Raw genomic sequence first — 17,120 nt, forward strand, 5'->3', positions numbered from 1 at the left:
TACCCAAAAAGGCTTGCTCCTACGTTCGGCCCTCGCAGGCTCGGGTTCCTTCGCTGCGGGATCGATCCGGGCGCAGCGGCTACGGTTTGCTTCGCTGCACCTCCTTCCGCTGTGTCTGGCTGCGCCAGACGGTCGCTGCGCTCCCACCCCCGGATCAATCCCTCCACTCAGCCTTCCGACGTCGCCGGTGAATCAAGATCAAAAGCACTCGAGCTTGCGCTCATTGTGTAGGAGCTGCCGAAGGCTGCGATCTTTTGCTTTTGCTTTTCTGTGGGAGCGAGCCTGCTCGCGAAGGCATTCTGTCAGCCCCGCCTTACTGCCCGACAAACCAGCGAAAATATGGGTTCGCCCGATCCCCTTGCATCACTTCCCGGATATCCCGACCCCAGGCGTCCCGATCGCCGTCGTAGGCGTGCAGGCTTGCCCGATAAAACTGCATCAACCGCTGCCGATGCGTTTCCATGCGTTCACTGAACCCGGCATCGGCACTGACCAGTGTAGGTGGCTGATACAAGTCAAGCAGCGCCGGTAGCACGCGGGTGATTTCCTTGCTGCGTACCCACGGCGCGTATTCGATGCGCGGCTGATCATCAGTCACTGCCGGTGCATCGGCGGCGAAGCGCTCCAGGCCGGTGCGATCGGTGACCCAGGTGGCCAGCAGCGCCGCCGCCGAGCCGATGCCGACGTCCTGCAAGGTGTTGCGTACGCTGTCCTGCTGGAAGCGCGCGGTGATTTTCGCGGCGTCCAGTTGCATCGGTTTCATTGAGCCAACCAGCAGCATTTCGTGGAACTCGCTGGTCCATAGCGAGGCATGCGGGAACACGTCGAGGAAGCTGCGCACCAGTGAGCGCGAGTCGTCGATATTCTGCGTCGGCAGCGGCAGCCACTGCGCAACGATGCCCTGGTCCTGCAAGCGACTGGCGGCCAGCTGGTAGAAGTCCCGCGAATACAAATTGACTACGCCTGCAGCGGAGGGCGGTGGCGGTTCCAGGGTGATAACGTCGTAGGTCTGTGCACTGCGCAGCAGTTCCTGGCGGCCGTCGCGCAGGCGAACGTCGACGCCGGGATCGCTGGCGGCATTGAAGTTGCCCTTGAACAACGGCGCTGCTTTCACCACCGATGGCAGCAATTCGGCGACCACGCGATGTTCCAGACCTGGATAGCGCAGCATGGCGCCTGCGGTGATGCCGGTGCCGAAGCCGATCACCAGGGTCGAGCGCGGTTCACCGTTGTGGATCAGCAGCGGCAGCAGTGCCTGAATGCGCATGTAGCGCAGCGACGGCATGGCATCGCCGGTGTTCGACACGCCCTGGATGTACAAACGGTGGAAGGTGTTTTCGCCACGTCCCTGAGTGACCACCGCGACCGTGCCGCCGCGTCCTTCCTCGTAGAAGGCCAGCGTGCCGTTGCGTGCGCCGGGCAACAGGCTGGCCAGTTTGTCGACGGGCGTCAGTACCGCCACTGCAACGCAAACCAGACCTAGTGCGACCACGGCCTGGCGCCGACCTTTCGCCACGCCATGGCCCTTGCGCACCGCCAGATAACCGATTGTCGCTGCGACGAGCGCCAGTAGGCCGAGGGTGCGCACAAGGCCCAGCAGGGGAATCAATACGAAGCCGCAAAGCATCACACCGATGATCCCGCCCAGGGTGTTGAACGCGACAACGGCGCCGACATCGCGGCCCACACGTTCGCTGCCGACACTCAGGCGCAACGCCAGAGGAAACGCCGCGCCGAGCAGCAGGGTCGGCACAAACACGATGCTCAGCGCCGCCACGGCAAAGCGCGCGCTCATACCGGCCAGCTCGCTGGCGCCCAGACTCAGCAGCCAGGTTTCCGCATGGCTCTGCGCGAGCACCAGCCAGCGGCCGAGCACGGCGATCTCCAGCAGCGCAAGCAGGCCTGCACCGGCAATCAACAAGCCGAATACGCCCCATGGGTCGCGAATGCGCTCGACGCGACGGGCGAGCAGGGCGCTGCCGATAAACAGCCCGGTCAGGTAAGTCGCCAGCACCACAGCAAACGCATAGGTGCGCGTGCTCATGAACTGCACGATCGATTGCGACCAGACCACCTCGTAACCCAACGCCACACCCCCGGCGATCGCGTAAAGCCACAACGCAGTGCGGTCGGGCGCTTTGGCGTTGCCGTGTTTGACCGGTGTGGCCAGCGCTACTGGCTGCTGGCGCTGCAACCACAGCGCACCGGCCGCAGCAAGCAGGTTGAGCATCGCGGCGAACAGCGCACTGCCGCGCACGCCGAGGCTGGCGATCAGTACGAACGCGGCGAGCAAAGTGCCGACGATCGCGCCCAGCGTATTCGCCGCATACAACTGACCGCCGGCCTTGCCCGGCTCAGCCGCCAGTGAGCGCACCAGCACCGGCAGCGTCCCGCCCATCAAGACCGCCGGAATGCCTACCAGCGCAAACGGCAGCAACCACGCGAGCACGCCGACATGACCTTGCAACCAGGCAAACGCACCGGCCGCCAGACTCATTGCCACTGTCGCGCCAACGCCGAGTATCGCCACCAGTACTTCCAGCCCGGCGTAGAGCAGAACCGGCTGTTGCAAGCGATCGGCCCAGCGCCCGAACAGCCAGCCGCCGAGCGCGAGCCCGGCGAAAAACGCGCTGATGCCGGTGGTGATTGCGTAGACCTCGACGCCGACCACCAGCGACAGCTGTTTGATCCACAACACCTGATAGACCAACGCTGCCGCGCCGGAGATGCATAGCAGCAGGGCAGGGATCATTGAGGTGGTGGATGCGGCTTGCGGAACGGGTATGGCCGACGGCTTGCTGGCGATACGTGAGGACATGCGGTGAGCCTTGTTATGGATTGGCTGATGTTGATCGTTCCCACGCTCTGCGTGGGAATGCCTCACTGGACGCTCCGCGTCCGCTTCGGCATTGGACGCAGAGCGTCCCGGGCTGCGTTACCACGCAGAGCGTGGGAACGATCGCAGAAAACCTTGTGGGAGCGAGCCTGCTCGCGAACGAAACCGACCCGGTCGCTTGTTGAAAACAGGGCCGCCCGCCGATGAAGGCGAGCGGCGGTACAGCGCTATTACTGGGCTTTCTTCATTTTTTCTTCGATACGGCGGTCCACATCCTCGCGGATCTGGTCGATGCTGAAGCTCGCCGGACGCTGGCTAGGTGGATAGTCGACGAAGGTCTGCAGGAACTTCGCCGCGCGGCGGGTACCGTCGAAAATCAGATAGTCGTTTTTCGTCAGCCAGTCATAGTACTGGTCGGACACGACATCGGCGCGTTCGTACGGGTCCATGCGCAGGTTGAACATTTTCGGCACACGCAGGCAGGTGAACGGTTCGCTCCACACCTGCAGTCCGCCGGGCGCGCGCTGCTCACAGAACACCAGTTTCCAATCATTGAAACGCATGCTGACCAACGCACCGTCATCGTTGAAGTAGTAGAACTCCTTGCGCGCGCTCTTGTCGGTTTTACCCGTCAGGTAGTCCAGCTGGTTATAGCCGTCCAGGTGCACTTTGAAGTTCTTGCCGCCGATGTCGGCGCCCTTGAGCAAGCGGTCCTTGATGTCGGTGTCGCCCACGGCGGCCAACAGTGTCGGGAACCAGTCCAGACCGGAGAACATCTGCGTGGAGACTTCGCCTGCCTTGACTTTGCCCGGCCAGCGAATCATCGCCGGTACCCGGTATGCGCCTTCCCAGTTCGAGTTTTTCTCGTTGCGGAACGGCGTCGTTGCAGCGTCAGGCCACGACCATTGGTTCGGGCCGTTGTCGGTGGTGTAGACAACGATGGTGTTCTCGGTCAGCTTCAAGTCATCCAGTGTCTTGAGCAGCTTGCCGACGTCGCCGTCATGCTCGAGCATGCCATCGGCATATTCGTTGCCGACCATGCCGCTTTGGCCTTGCATGGATTCGCGCACGTGAGTGAAGGCATGCATGCGTGTGGTGTTCATCCAGACAAAGAACGGTTTGTCCGCCTTGGCCTGTTTCTCGATGAACGCTTGCGCTGCCGCAGTGGTTTCGTCGTCGATGGTCTCCATGCGTTTCTTGGTCAGCGCGCCGGTGTCTTCAATCTTGCCGTCGGCAAAACTGTGGATCACGCCACGAGGCGAGGCGGCCTTGACGAACTCGGCATCATCCTTGGGCCAGTACGGACGCTCCGGTTCCTCTTCGGCGTTGAGGTGATACAGGTTGCCGAAAAACTCGTCGAAACCATGGTTGGTCGGCAGATATTCGTCTTTGTCGCCCAAGTGGTTCTTGCCGAATTGACCCGTGGCATAGCCCTGGGCTTTCAGCGCTTGGGCAATGGTCACATCGCGTGGCTGCAAGCCCACCGGGACCCCGGGCATGCCGACCTTGGACAAGCCGGTCCGCAATGGCGTCTGCCCGGTGATGAACGACGAGCGTCCGGCCGTGCAACTGTTTTCGGCATAGTAATCGGTGAAGATCATGCCTTCTTTGGCGATACGGTCGATATTCGGCGTCTTGTATCCGACCACGCCCATGGAATAGGCACTGATGTTGGTCTGGCCGATGTCGTCGCCGAAGATCACGAGAATGTTGGGTTTTTCAGCCGCTGTGGCGGTTGCCGACAGCGCCATCACCGAGGTTGCCACCAGGGCGAGTTTCGGTAGCCACTTGCGTATGCGAGTCATCTGACTTGCTCCTTTTGCACGGGGGTCGTTTTTTGCGACAAACGTTTACTGCTCTCCTGCATCACGCTTTCTTATTGCACTTGCTCGGTTGCCGGCGGATCGAACGGATAGATCCGGCGCCATTCCGACGCCATGTCCACCACCGTCCAGCCACGGGAATTCGCTTCATCGAGGGCCTTGTCGAGTCGGCCGATATTCGATTGCCGGTCATAAGCCCACTCGCGCTTGGCATCGGTGTGGTGCACCAGCCCCATCAGGCGCTTGCCCGGCCCGGCGGCGGTCCACTGCAGCATTTGCAGGTCGCCGTCGGAGTTGCCAAAGGCGAGGATCGGCCGCCGACCGATGACCGCATCGATGCTGACCGGTTTGCCCGGACCGTCATCGTTGTGCGCAACTTTCGGCGTGCGCACGATCGACGCTTTGCCGTCCTTGAACTGGTAAGAGGTGACGAACGTGGTACCGATCACCTGTTCCGGCGGGATGCCGTAGACCTTCTCGGCGAAGGCGCGCATGAAGCCGGTATCGCCGCCGGAAACGATGTAGGTCTTGAAGTTCTGGCTGCGCAGGTAGTCGAGCATTTCCAGCATCGGCTGGAAGATCATTTCCGTGTAGGGCTTGCCGGTTTTCGGGTGGCGGGCCTGGCTGAACCAGGTTTTCGCGTAGTCATCGAAGGCTTCGGTGGTCATGCCGCTGTGGGTGGCGCCGACGATCTTCAGCAAACCCTCCATGCCCGACGCGGCGAGGGCTTTGTGATCATTTTCCAGCACTGCTTTGAACGGCTGTGTGGTTTTCCATTCCGGGTGTTGTGCGGCGGTGCGCTTGACCTCGTCGAAGGCAAACAGCAATTCGAAGTACGCCGGTTGTTCGCTCCACAAGGTGCCGTCATTGTCGAACACGGCGATGCGATCGGCCGGTTTGACGAAGTCCTTGCTGCTCTGGTCGGTCACGGCCTGGACGAACTCGATGATGCTCTTTTTGGCCGGGCCCTCGTTCCATGACGGCAGCGGTTCATTCGCCTGTGCCAGCAGGGGCAGAACCAGTGTCAACAGCAGGGCGAAACCGAAACGTTGGCGACGCAGCAACGGGTTGATCATGTGAAGTCCTTCTCATGCACAGGGTTGAGCGGGCGCAGGGCCGGTGCGGGTTTCGCCTGTTGCCGGGCGACCTGACTTTGAAGCGTAGACAACGATTGGCGAAGCTGAACAAGTGTTTGATCGGCGGCAGACTGACGGCCGTAAAGCCCGCGTAACAATCCCTGCAAGCGCGGACCGGCGCCCGTGAGTTTCAAGCCCAGACGACTACGCCGCAGCCACAGGTACAGCGCGGTCAGTTGCGCCGGCCTGGCTTGCAGTTGCGGGGCGATCTGTTGCCAGGCGAAAGCGGGCGAATGCTGCCAGGCCAATTGCTTCGCCCGTTTATGTGCGAGCCAGCGTTGATGGGCGCGAGCGGCGACGGGCCGCAGCAAGTACACACCGACGGCGAGGCCGACCGCCAGCGCCAGCCAGAGCAGCCAGCGGCTGGAGAAGTGCAAGTGCTTCTGTTGCAGTTGCCTGAGGTCTTCGGCGAGCGAAAACACCGGTTTATAGGCGGTGTTGGCTGCGGCCTCGAAGCTCACGGCCGGCACCTCAGCGCTACGGATCTGCTTCGCAGCGGAATCCCACCATTTCACGCGGATGGCTGGCAGCGTGTAAGTACCGGCGCTGTCGATGCGATAGCTGGCGCTGTCGACGCGTTGACCGCCAAGGATATTGCCGCGACCGTCATCCAGCGCTTTGACTTGTGGCGTCTTCGCGTAGCGACTCAAGCCGGCGACATCACTGAAGGTCGGAATCGGCAGCGCCATCGCCAGCGCGCCATCGGCTTGCAGGGTGAGCTCACGGGTGATGCTATCGCCGACTTTCAGCGGCGTGGCCGAATTGGTAACGATCTGTTTCAAGCGCAACCCACTGGCGACCAAAGGCGTCTCCCCGGGCGCGAAACCGGGCGGCTGGGCGGCGCTGAAACTCAGCGGCTGGCTTTGTGCGCTGATTTCTTCAGTGGCCTGGCCCAGTCTGGCGCGTACGGTCAGCGCCGGGATATCGAAACTGCGCGCGACGTTGGGCGTGATCAGATAGCTATAGCGCAAGCCATTGAACGATTGGCCATCGATGGTCTGGGTCAGATGCTGCGCCTGGCCGTTCGGCGGCATTACCAGCGCACCGTCGAGTTGCAGATCGGGCAGGGTGGCGGCGCTGGTGAACCAGGTGTCGGTGAGCACGTCGAGTTGCAGTTCGACCAGGCCGCCGACCATCGCGCCTTCGCTGGGGTTGAGGTGAGCCTGGACTTTCAGTTGCGCTGGGGCGGCAAAAACATTCAGAGACAGCAGGCTGGTCAGCAGCAGGGCGCTGAGCTTTGCGCTGAGCGTCCGGGCCTCTTCGCGAGCAGGCTCGCTCCCACTTGGAGTCCACGGTTTTCCTGTGGGAGCGAGCCTGCTCGCGAAGGCCGCAATACGGTTCATGGCCGATCTCCCTGCTGATCCTGCAGACTGAATTTCTGCCGTAGAAACTTCGCCGGCGAGGTGGTCAGGTTCTCCAGCCACAGCGCGTCGGACGCCGCTTGCTGGGTCTCGACCTTTTTGCTCTGACCTTTACCGGGTGCCTTGTCGAATCTGACTTCATCGGGTTTGGTTTGCGGAGCGTTTTTCTCGGCGCTTTCGGTGTCCTTGAGCAGTGCCTGAGCCAAGGCCAGATTGGCGCTCGCTTCGGTAAATTGCGGCTGCAGTTTCAACGCCTCGCTGTAGGCGGCAATCGCCTGATCGAACTTGAAGCGGCGCACATAAATGTTGCCCAGGTAGAAGTACGCCTGCGGCGTGTCCAGGCGGGCGAAGGTCGCCATTGCCAAGTCGTAATCGGCAGCGTGATAGGCCGCGACGCCTTTCCAGTACGGGTCGACGAACAGCGCCGCGGCTTCGGGCAAACGATCATGCTCAAACGCCCAGCGGCCTTGTTGGTCGCGGGTGAAAAACGCATCGGTGAGGGCGTTGGCCTGCGCCGGCGCCGCAGGCCAGCCCAACCCTACGGCCAAAAACAGCGCCGGCATCCAGTTGACGCTCCAGCCTTTGCGTACGCTGAACAGCGCCAGTAACAGCAATGGCCAGCAGAGCCAGTATCCGGCGTCCTTCCAGTGCAATTCGCGCTGTTCGGCGCTGGCGCTCTGGAAGTGTTGGCGGGCGTGCAACTCGATCCACTCCAGGTCATCGTTATTGAGGGTCAGGCTGCCGAGCGGCGCGTCGACGGCCGAGGCCAATTGCTTGAGGGCCGCCTGATCGAAACTGCCGAGCACTGGTCGTCCGCTGCTGTCGATTTTCGGTTGGCCGCTGGCGGTAGTGATGACGCCCGCGTCTTCGCTGCCCACCGCCAGAACCAGAACCTGCAAGGCACTGCCGTCGAGGTGTTTTTGCAGATCATCGAGTTGCGTGGTATCGGCCCCATCAGTCATCAGCAGCAGACTGCCCGGGGTGTTCTCGGCGCTGAGCAAGCGTTTCGCTTGATCGATCACGGCGGCGACGTTCTTGCCGGGTTTGTCGATCAAGCCCGTGCCCAGGGCCTGGATGAAGCTGTCGAGCAGCGCCGGATCGTCGGTCGGTGGCAACACCAGATGCGCGCTGCCGGCATAGGCGATCAGTGCGGTCCGCGCAGCGGCGCGACGTTGCAGCAGCTCATGCAGCTTGTGCTTGACCGCCTCCAGCCGCGTCGGCTGCACATCGTTGGCGTCCATCGAGGGCGAAAGGTCGACGGCAACGATCAGTGGTGCGCGGTTCTCGAGAAAGTCCGGGCGATCCTGTTCCCACGTCGGCCCGGCCGCGGCGAGTGCGCCGAGGATCAGCAGCGCACAGAGCAGGTGCACCGGGCGCCAGCGCTGGTGATCCTGCGGGGTGATCAACAAGTGCGGCAGCAAGTGTTCGGCGATATTGCCGCGCAGGCGTTTTTGCAGGTCGCGGCTGCGGCGCCAGATCAGTGGCAGCATTGCGCCGAACAGCGCAAGCAACAGCCACAGCGGGCGCAGGAAGTGGAAATCGCTCAGGTTGATCTCCATTTCAGGCCTCCTGCCGCTGCCGCGCAACCGTCAGGTTCGGGCGTAAAAGGGCGCCGAGCTGATACAGCGCCAACAACAGCAACGCTGCGCCCAGCGGCCAATAAAACAATTCCCGTTGCGGTTGATGGCTGAGGGTTTTCACCTGATGCGGAGTGAGCTGGTCGAGGGTGGTGTAGACCTGATCCAGCGCCGCGCGGTCTTCAGCGCGGAAGAAGCGGCCGCCGGTGATATTGGCGATCTGTTCGAGGCCTTGCAGATTGACCTTCGCTTCTCCTGACGCATCGGGGTCGCCGATGCCGATCGTGTGAATGACCACGCCTTTGTTGGCAGCCATTTCAGCGGCGTGATCCGGGGTGATCGCGCTGCTGGTGTCGTTGCCATCCGTCAGCAGAATCAGGACTTTTTCCTGCTCATGGGCCTTATCGAGCAATTTCAGGCTGAGCCCGATCGCATCGCCGATCGCTGTGTTGGGGCCGGCCATGCCTATCCCGGTATCGGCCAGCAACAACGACAGGCTGGCGTGATCGAGGGTCAGCGGAGCCTGTGGATAGGCACCGCTGCCAAATACGATCAGGCCGATGCGGTCGTCCTTGCGTTTGTCGATGAAGCCTTGCACCACGCCTTTGACCGCTGCCAGGCGATTGATTTTGTCGCCCTGAGCGTTAGTAAAGTCCTCGGTTTCCATCGACTGCGACAGGTCGATGGCGAGCATCAGGTCCCGCACCGGTTGCTGGCGTTCGATTGGCTTTTCGACATACACCGGACGTGACACGGCCAGCAGAATCAGCGCCCACACCAGCACATTCAGCAGCAGTTGCCAGCGATTGCGCCGACTGCCCGCGGTGCCTGGCGCTTCGCCGACCGCGCGGCTCATCGCGCCGAAAAACGGTACGCGCACGGCACTGCGGGCTTCGTTGTAAGCGGGCAAAAAACGGTAAGCGAGCCAGGGCAGCGGCAGCAGGAGTAACAACCAGGGGTAATCAAGCTGCCACATGGTGATGCTCCACCCAGTATTGGCAGCTGTCGAAGAGCATTTGCCGTTGCGCTGCGGGGAGGGCGCGCAATACGGGGTCCGGCGCGTAGGCGAGTTGGGCCAGTTGCGTGCTGAAGTCGGCAGGCATTCTGTTTTTGCAGTGCCGTTGCAGAAAATCCTGCCAGTCATCTCTGCCAAGCGCCGCCGGCCCTTGTTGGAGCGAACCTGCTGGCGAAAGCGCTGTGTCAGTGGGTCGAGGTATTGCATGCGCTGACGTCTTCGCGAGCAGGCTCGCTCCCACAGGGAATGCATTCCAGCGCCGCGATCGAGTGGGCATGGACAGGGCCGTGCGTTTGAGCAGCTCTGGCAATTCGCGCAGGGCATTGAGGTCGTCACTGCGGCCGCGCAACTGTGCCAGTCGGGCAAGAGCTTCACGGCGATAGCGGTCGCGGCGCCATTGCCAGTATCTGCGCAGGCCGAGCAACAGCGCGGCGAGTATCAGCACCGCCAGCAACAGCCACCAGCCCCACGTTTGCGGCGCATAGCTGACGGGCGCGGGCAGGGCCAACTCCTTGAGCTGATCGATGCTGGGGATATTCGGGTTCATCGCGCGCCCCCGGCGCTTTTGCCCAGTTCGGCGCGCAGTTGCCCATGGGCGTCCTCGGCGGTGCTGATCATCATCAGCGGCACCTGACTGCGGCGCAGCAGGCTGGCGACGTCCTTGAGCCGCCCGCTGAGAAAATCCCCCAGCGGCTGATGCACGTTACGTTTCTCGATCGCCAGTTCGACCTGCAACTCGCCCTGGGTGACCAGCAGGCGACCGTTGTTCGGCAGTTTCAGCGCCAGCGGATCATAGACCTGCAAGGCAATCACATCGTTGTGCGCCGACAGCTGCCGCATCAATTGCAAGGTGCGTTCACCGGCGCCGGCAAAGTCGCTTACGATACAGATCAAATGGTCGTGCCCGGCCACGCCGACGCAGCGCTGCAAGGCTTTGTCCAATTGATCTTCATCTTCAGCGTCGGGATTACCGGCGTTCAGCGCGCGGTTTTGCTGCACTACGCGGCTGAGCAGCGCTTCGACACGCTTGCGACTGCGCAACGGCGCGATGCTGTCGATACGCTGGTCGTTGAAGACCAGACCGCCAACCCGATCCCCGGCGTGAAAAACCATCCACGCCGCCAGCGCGGTGAGTTCGGCGGCGACTGCCGATTTGAAGCTGCGCTGCGAGCCGAAGAACATCGACATGCGCTGGTCGACCACGATCAGGGCCGGGCGGTCGCGTTCTTCGGTGAAAGTGCGCACCACCGGTTTGCCGGTACGCAACGAAGCGCGCCAGTCGAGGTGGCGCAGGTCATCGCCCGGTTGGTAGCGGCGCAACTCGTCGAAATTCAGCCCGCGACCGCGCAGCCGTGAGGCGTGGTTGCCGGCGAGGATGCTGCCCTGCGGCTGCCGGGCAAGAAAACTCAGGTCACGGGCCTTGAACTCCAGCGCCATCAGTTGCGCCAGAGAGACGTAGACCAGACCTTCGTCGTTCATGCGGGAATCGCCACTTTGTCGAGAATCCGGTCGAGCACCTGATCGGCGCTGACGCCATCGGCTACGGCGTCGTAACTCAGCTGCAAACGATGGCGCAACACCGGATGGACCACCGCGCGGACGTTGTCCGGCGAAACGAAATCCTGCCCCTGCAGCCACGCATCGGCGCGGGCGCAGCGGTCCAGGCCAATGCCGCCACGGGGACTGGCACCAATGGCGATCCAGCGTGCGAGGTCTTCGTCGTAGTCGGCGGGGTGGCGGGTGGCGTTGATCAGGTCGATCAGGTAGGTGTCGATGGCCGGTGAAACGTGGACGGCGCTGACTTCCTTGCGCGCAGCAAAAATCACCTCCTGCGGCAAAGTGAAATTCTTCACCGGCGTGGTGCTCGCACCTTGGGCAATCTCTTCGTTGCGCAGCAGGCGCAGCACCTGGCTTTCGTTTTCGGCGCTGGGGTAATCGAGCAGCACCTTCATCAGAAAACGGTCCATCTGCGCTTCCGGCAGTGGGTAGGTGCCTTCCTGCTCGATCGGGTTCTGCGTCGCCACCACGATGAACAGCTCCGGTAGCGCATGGCTGTTGCCGGCCACCGTGATCTGGCGCTCCTCCATGGCTTCGAGCAGCGCCGCCTGGACCTTGGCCGGGGCGCGGTTGATTTCGTCGGCGAGGATCAGATTGCCGAACAGCGGGCCGGGCTGGAATCGGATCTCGTTTTTGCCGTCGACCTGGTGCAGCACCTCGGCGCCAGTGATGTCCGAGGGCAACAGGTCGGGGGTGAACTGGATGCGGCTCATCTTGGCATCAAGGTGTTTGGCCAGTGCCTTGACCGTGCGTGTCTTGGCCAGCCCGGGCAGACTCTCCAGGAGCAAATGACCATTGGCCAACAGCCCGAGCAGAATCTGCCGGATGACTTGATCCTGGCCGAGCACCGCTTCGGCGATGCTGGCTTGCAGGGCGTTGAGGTCGGTGAGCGCTGTCATGGGCAGTCCTTTGTGTCCGGGTCTAGAAAAACGCCAGGGTCAGATTGACGCTGAAGCCATTGCCTTCGGGGCGGTTCTTGGTGTCGAACTCCGGCACCCAGCGCGCGCTGATATTGGCCTGGGCATCGGCGAATTTTCCGGCCCAGCCAATTACCGGGCCGGCGCCGACCGAACGGCCGCGATAGCCGTTGAAGACATCGGCGGTCTGGCCTTTGTCGTCAGTCAGTTGCCGCACGTAGCCAGCGGCAAGTCCGGCGTTCCAGCCATTGCCCAAGCCGTGAGTCCAGAGGGCGTCGAGGGTGAAGATGTTGCCGTTGCGATAATCGGTAGCGTCGTTCTCGGTGTAGAACTCCAGCCCGCTGGACAAAGTGAACTCGCCGCCCTTGCCGTCGAGATGGGTAAAGGCCACGGTCGGCATGAACGTGTAATTGTTCTGTCCGGGATTGGCCAGGCGATCCTTGTTATAGGCACCGGTCGGCACGTAGATCGGTAGCGACAGCGAGAGATGATTGAGTTCGTCGAAGTGATAACCGGCGGCGAGCGGGGTGATCAGCGCATCGGCAAACTGCGTGCCGGAATCGCTGTCACCCAACGTGCGCCCGCGCGGGCCGGTGATGCTCGCCTTGATGTCGGTGTATTGCACCGGCAGGCCCATTGCCGAAGCGAAATTCCAGCGGCCCTTGCCGGTGTTCCAGACATGAGTGAAGTTGGCCATGGTGTAGGAGACTTTCATGTCGATCCCGCCACTGATCGCGCCGGAAATCGGTGCGCCGTCGCTGCCCTTGAGCGAGCCGTCGTACCAGATGCTGGTCAACGACATCACCCATCCCGGCTCCGGCGGCACGATGCCAGCATTGGCGAACACTTGCTGGCCGGTGATCGGCCGGCCGACGCCACCTTCTGCGGCGAACAGCGATGGACTGGCGCCCAGGCACAGCAAGAGGAGGAGACGCCCGCTCCGAGGCTTGAGCATGGCGAACGCCGCGCCACCCGGCCCCGGCAGAAGTCCTCTATTCCCGGCTCGACTGCTGATCATTTCCCGATTCCATGGTGTTTTTCCGGACAACTGAGCACTGTTGCGCCGCTACTGCGTTATCCCTTTGCTAATCAAGCCTGTAGGACACGTCCTTCTGAAACTAGCAGCTAATCGGGGGTTAGCCAGTCGAAGGAATTAATTCGTTGGTGCGGGCGACGCGGTGCACATATCACACCTCTAATCGTCGGAGCCGGGCTGAATCGAAGGTGGTTTTGGCGGCAACTGCAAACTTCTGTGGGAGCGAGCCTGCTCGCGAAAGCGGTAGTCCAGTTGACACACGTTTCTGATATCGATACCAGATTTCGCGATCAGGCTCGCTCGCACAGGGAGGTTGTATACAATCTCGCAGCCGAGCGCCCAACAATTTCCAACGGGGCATGGGTCGTCAGCCGATTTCGTGGTTAACTTCCGCCTCTTGCATGCTTTCCAATCAAAAAACAGAAGGACTCAAGTCATGGCTCAAGTCACCCTCAAAGGCAATCCGGTTCAAGTCAACGGCCAGTTGCCACAAGCCGGTTCCAAGGCGCCAGCCTTTTCCCTGGTAGCCGGCAATCTGTCCGACGTCACCCTGAAAGACTTCGCCGGCAAGCGCAAAGTCCTCAACATCTTCCCAAGCGTCGACACCCCGACCTGCGCCACCTCCGTGCGCAAGTTCAACGCCCAGGCCAACGACATCAGCAACACCGTGGTGCTGTGCATCTCTGCTGACCTGCCGTTCGCCCAGGCGCGCTTCTGCGGCGCCGAAGGTCTGGAAAACGTACAGAACCTGTCGACCCTGCGCGGCAGCGAGTTCATCGAAAACTACGGCGTGGCGATTGCTGACGGTCCACTGAAAGGCCTGACCGCTCGCGCCGTTGTGGTGCTGGACGAAAACGACACCGTCCTGCACAGCGAACTGGTCAAGGAAATCGCCGAAGAGCCTAACTACGAAGCGGCACTGTCCGTTCTCAAGTAAGGCTTTTACAATTGTTAACGGCCTGGCCCTGTCCAGGCCGTTTTCATTTGTGTATCAGGGTTTTGCCTCACACCTTGAAACGTAAGTGGAAGGTAAATTGCCGGTAAAGCTGCTTTGCTTAAATCCACTCAGTGCTTATCGTTCAGCCTCCCGTAATAGAAGCCCACGCGCCCAATGGTCAATAACTCAATGCAATCGTCCCCCCGCAAATCCCGTCGCTGGCTGATCAGCCTGCTGGTCCTGTTGGTCATCGCCGTCCTGTGCTGGAAATTCTGGCCCGCCGGCTCTGCTGACAAGGCGGGCGGCGACAAAGCGGCCGCCGGCCATACCGGGCGCTCGGGGATGATGCGGCCGGGCTTCGGCGGCGGTACCGGGCCGATTCCGGTGCGTGTGGCGCCGGCGGTGAAGGGCGACTTCCCGCTGTATTACAAGGCACTGGGCACGGTCACCGCGCTCAATACCATCAACGTGCGCAGCCGGGTGGGCGGCGAACTGGTGAAGATTCATTTCGAAGAAGGGCAGATGGTCAAGGCGGGCGACCTGCTGGCCGAGATTGATCCGCGTCCTTACCAGAACGCTTTGCTCCAGGCCGAAGGCACACTGCTGCAGAATCAGGCGCAACTGAAAAACGCCCAGGTCGACGTCGAGCGCTACCGCGGTCTGTATAAAGAAGACAGCATCGCCAAACAGACCCTCGACACCGCCGAAGCGCTGGTCGGCCAATACTTGGGCACGGTCAAGACGAATCAGGCAGCGGTCAACGATGCCAAGCTCAATCTCGAATTCACCAAGATCCGCGCGCCGATTGCCGGTCGCGTCGGTCTGCGTCAGGTCGACGTCGGCAACCTCGTCGCCGCCAACGACACCACGTTCCTCGCGGTGATCACCCAGACGCAACCGATCAGCGTGGCCTTCACTTTGCCGGAGAACAGCCTCGACACCGTGCTGGCCCGTTACCGCAGCGGCGCCAAGTTGCCTGCCGAAGCCTGGGATCGCGGCGACACCAAGCTGCAAGCCACTGGCGTGCTGCAAAGCCTCGACAACCAAATTGACGTCGCTACCGGCACTTTGAAATTCAAGGCCCGTTACGACAATCGCGACCAGTCGCTGTTTCCCAACCAGTTCGTCAACGTCCATTTGCTGGCAGACACGCTCAAAGGTGTAGTGCTGGCGCCGTCGGCTGCGATCCAGTTCGGCACCAATGGCACCTTTGTCTATGCGCTGGACGGCGATAAGAAAGTCACCATTCGCCAACTGAAAATCGGTGCCAGCGACGGTGACAACACCGTGGTCACCGAAGGCCTCGCCGCGGGTGATCGCGTTGTGCTTGAAGGCACCGATCGCCTGAAGGAGGGCAGCGAAGTCGAAGTGGTCAATGACAGCAGCGAAGTGCCGACCTCGCCGACCGAACACCTGCAAGGCAAATCCGCCGCCAATCCCGATGCGACCACCGCTGAAAAGGCCAAGAAGGGCGCATGAACATTTCGCGGCTGTTCATCCTCCGTCCGGTAGCCACCACCCTGAGCATGCTGGCCATTGTCCTGGCCGGCCTGATCGCTTATCGCCTGCTGCCGGTTTCGGCCTTGCCGCAGGTCGATTACCCGACCATCCGCGTCATGACCCTGTACCCCGGCGCCAGTCCGGACGTAATGACCAGCGCCGTCACCGCGCCGCTTGAGCGCCAGTTCGGGCAAATGCCGGGCCTGACGCAAATGGCTTCGACCAGCTCCGGCGGCGCTTCGGTACTGACCCTGCGTTTCAGCCTCGACATCAACATGGACGTCGCCGAACAGCAGGTGCAGGCCGCGATCAACGCCGCGACCAACCTGCTGCCCACCGACCTACCGGCGCCGCCGGTGTACAACAAGGTCAACCCGGCGGACACCCCGGTGCTGACCCTGGCCATCACTTCGAAAACCATGCTGCTGCCCAAGCTCAATGACTTGGTCGATACGCGCATGGCGCAGAAGATCGCCCAGATCAGCGGCGTCGGCATGGTCAGTATCGCTGGTGGCCAGCGTCAGGCGGTACGAATCAAGGTCAACCCCGAAGCGCTGGCGGCCAACAGCCTCAACCTGTCGGACGTGCGCACGCTGATCGGTGCCTCCAACGTCAACCAGCCGAAAGGCAACTTCGATGGCCCGACCCGGGTGTCGATGCTCGATGCCAACGACCAACTGACCTCGCCCGAGGATTACGCCAACCTCATCCTGACCTACAAGAACGGCGCGCCGTTGCGGCTCAAGGACGTCGCGGAAATCGTCGATGGCGCCGAGAACGAGCGTCTGGCCGCGTGGGCCAACCAGAATCAGGCGGTGTTGCTGAACATCCAGCGTCAGCCGGGCGCCAACGTTATCGAAGTGGTCGACCGCATCAAGGCCTTGCTGCCAAGTATCACCGACAACCTCCCGGCCGGCCTCGACGTCACTGTGCTCACAGACCGCACCCAGACCATCCGTGCCTCGGTCACCGACGTGCAACACGAACTGCTGATCGCCATCGCGCTGGTGGTCATGGTCACGTTCCTGTTTCTGCGCCGCGCCAGTGCGACGATCATTCCCTCGGTGGCCGTGCCGCTGTCGCTGATCGGCACCTTTGGCGTGATGTACCTCGCCGGGTTCTCGGTGAACAACCTGACGTTGATGGCGCTGACCATTGCCACCGGTTTCGTGGTGGACGATGCCATCGTCATGCTCGAGAACATTTCGCGCTTCATCGAAGAGGGTGACAGCCCGATGCAGGCCGCGCTCAAGGGCGCCAAGCAGATCGGCTTCACCCTGATTTCCCTGACGCTGTCGCTGATCGCCGTACTGATTCCGCTACTGTTCATGGCCGACGTGGTGGGGCGCCTGTTCCGCGAATTCGCCATCACCCTGGCGGTGGCGATCCTGATTTCCCTGGTGGTGTCGCTGACCCTGACGCCGA

At 62.0% G+C, this 17,120-nt stretch carries 13 protein-coding genes; 3 read left to right on the plus strand and 10 right to left on the minus strand.

Translation table 11 applies throughout. The features are described 5' to 3' along the window. Window positions 1-313: 313 nt before the first annotated feature. The 10 genes from D6877_RS06780 to D6877_RS06825 form a co-directional block, all read right to left on the minus strand. Window positions 314-2,818 (minus strand): fused MFS/spermidine synthase, encoded by a 2,505-nt coding sequence (locus D6877_RS06780; protein WP_130910287.1) that lies wholly within the window; start codon window positions 2,816-2,818, stop codon window positions 314-316. A gap of 248 nt (window positions 2,819-3,066) precedes the next feature. Continuing rightward, window positions 3,067-4,641: an arylsulfatase gene (locus D6877_RS06785; protein ID WP_016774612.1), complete on the minus strand. Its 1,575-nt coding sequence runs from the start codon at window positions 4,639-4,641 to the stop codon at window positions 3,067-3,069. Between the two features lie 71 nt (window positions 4,642-4,712). Further along, window positions 4,713-5,735: an HAD family hydrolase gene (locus tag D6877_RS06790; protein WP_130910288.1), complete on the minus strand. Its 1,023-nt coding sequence runs from the start codon at window positions 5,733-5,735 to the stop codon at window positions 4,713-4,715. Further along, window positions 5,732-7,138 (minus strand): BatD family protein, encoded by a 1,407-nt coding sequence (locus D6877_RS06795; protein WP_130910289.1) that lies wholly within the window; start codon window positions 7,136-7,138, stop codon window positions 5,732-5,734. Before D6877_RS06795 ends, D6877_RS06790 begins: the two co-directional genes overlap by 4 nt. After that, window positions 7,135-8,715, minus strand: coding sequence for a VWA domain-containing protein (locus D6877_RS06800; RefSeq protein ID WP_130910290.1), 1,581 nt, complete (start codon window positions 8,713-8,715; stop codon window positions 7,135-7,137). Before D6877_RS06800 ends, D6877_RS06795 begins: the two co-directional genes overlap by 4 nt. A gap of 1 nt (window position 8,716) precedes the next feature. Further along, on the minus strand, window positions 8,717-9,709 hold the full coding sequence (locus tag D6877_RS06805) for a VWA domain-containing protein (protein ID WP_130910291.1): 993 nt from the start codon (window positions 9,707-9,709) through the stop codon (window positions 8,717-8,719). Next, a complete protein-coding gene (locus D6877_RS06810) occupies window positions 9,696-10,295 on the minus strand; it encodes a DUF4381 domain-containing protein (protein WP_130910292.1) in 600 nt (199 codons plus the stop codon). Before D6877_RS06810 ends, D6877_RS06805 begins: the two co-directional genes overlap by 14 nt. Further along, window positions 10,292-11,227, minus strand: a complete 936-nt coding sequence (locus tag D6877_RS06815; RefSeq protein ID WP_130910293.1) for a DUF58 domain-containing protein — start codon at window positions 11,225-11,227, stop codon at window positions 10,292-10,294. Before D6877_RS06815 ends, D6877_RS06810 begins: the two co-directional genes overlap by 4 nt. After that, window positions 11,224-12,204, minus strand: a complete 981-nt coding sequence (locus D6877_RS06820; protein WP_130910294.1) for a MoxR family ATPase — start codon at window positions 12,202-12,204, stop codon at window positions 11,224-11,226. The genes D6877_RS06815 and D6877_RS06820 overlap by 4 nt, the downstream gene beginning before the upstream one ends. A gap of 22 nt (window positions 12,205-12,226) precedes the next feature. Then, window positions 12,227-13,177: a transporter gene (locus D6877_RS06825; RefSeq protein WP_130910295.1), complete on the minus strand. Its 951-nt coding sequence runs from the start codon at window positions 13,175-13,177 to the stop codon at window positions 12,227-12,229. Window positions 13,178-13,694: 517 nt separating this feature from the next. Between D6877_RS06825 and tpx the strand changes: the two genes are divergently transcribed. The 3 genes from tpx to D6877_RS06840 all read left to right on the plus strand — a co-directional run. Next, a complete protein-coding gene (tpx, locus tag D6877_RS06830; protein WP_016774621.1) occupies window positions 13,695-14,195 on the plus strand; it encodes a thiol peroxidase in 501 nt (166 codons plus the stop codon). A gap of 174 nt (window positions 14,196-14,369) precedes the next feature. Beyond that, a complete protein-coding gene (locus D6877_RS06835; RefSeq protein WP_129998667.1) occupies window positions 14,370-15,674 on the plus strand; it encodes an MdtA/MuxA family multidrug efflux RND transporter periplasmic adaptor subunit in 1,305 nt (434 codons plus the stop codon). After that, window positions 15,671-17,120, plus strand: a 1,450-nt coding sequence (locus D6877_RS06840) for an efflux RND transporter permease subunit (RefSeq protein ID WP_153189064.1), incomplete at its 3' end; no start/stop codon positions are given. The genes D6877_RS06835 and D6877_RS06840, both read left to right, overlap by 4 nt.

Source organism: Pseudomonas sp. Sample_9 (assembly GCF_004307535.1).
Taxonomy (GTDB): Bacteria; Pseudomonadota; Gammaproteobacteria; order Pseudomonadales; family Pseudomonadaceae; genus Aquipseudomonas; species Aquipseudomonas mercuritolerans.

Bases quoted from the DNA above. Each gene is read 5' to 3' on its own strand.
- D6877_RS06790 (WP_130910288.1), bottom strand. From the start codon at position 5,735: ATGATCAACCCGTTGCTGCGTCGCCAACGTTTCGGTTTCGCCCTGCTG.
- tpx (WP_016774621.1), top strand. From the start codon at position 13,695: ATGGCTCAAGTCACCCTCAAAGGCAATCCGGTTCAAGTCAACGGCCAG.
- D6877_RS06815 (WP_130910293.1), bottom strand. From the start codon at position 11,227: ATGAACGACGAAGGTCTGGTCTACGTCTCTCTGGCGCAACTGATGGCG.
- D6877_RS06810 (WP_130910292.1), bottom strand. From the start codon at position 10,295: ATGAACCCGAATATCCCCAGCATCGATCAGCTCAAGGAGTTGGCCCTG.
- D6877_RS06835 (WP_129998667.1), top strand. From the start codon at position 14,370: ATGGTCAATAACTCAATGCAATCGTCCCCCCGCAAATCCCGTCGCTGG.
- D6877_RS06800 (WP_130910290.1), bottom strand. From the start codon at position 8,715: ATGGAGATCAACCTGAGCGATTTCCACTTCCTGCGCCCGCTGTGGCTG.
- D6877_RS06820 (WP_130910294.1), bottom strand. From the start codon at position 12,204: ATGACAGCGCTCACCGACCTCAACGCCCTGCAAGCCAGCATCGCCGAA.
- D6877_RS06785 (WP_016774612.1), bottom strand. From the start codon at position 4,641: ATGACTCGCATACGCAAGTGGCTACCGAAACTCGCCCTGGTGGCAACC.
- D6877_RS06795 (WP_130910289.1), bottom strand. From the start codon at position 7,138: ATGAACCGTATTGCGGCCTTCGCGAGCAGGCTCGCTCCCACAGGAAAA.
- D6877_RS06825 (WP_130910295.1), bottom strand. From the start codon at position 13,177: ATGCTCAAGCCTCGGAGCGGGCGTCTCCTCCTCTTGCTGTGCCTGGGC.
- D6877_RS06780 (WP_130910287.1), bottom strand. From the start codon at position 2,818: ATGTCCTCACGTATCGCCAGCAAGCCGTCGGCCATACCCGTTCCGCAA.
- D6877_RS06805 (WP_130910291.1), bottom strand. From the start codon at position 9,709: ATGTGGCAGCTTGATTACCCCTGGTTGTTACTCCTGCTGCCGCTGCCC.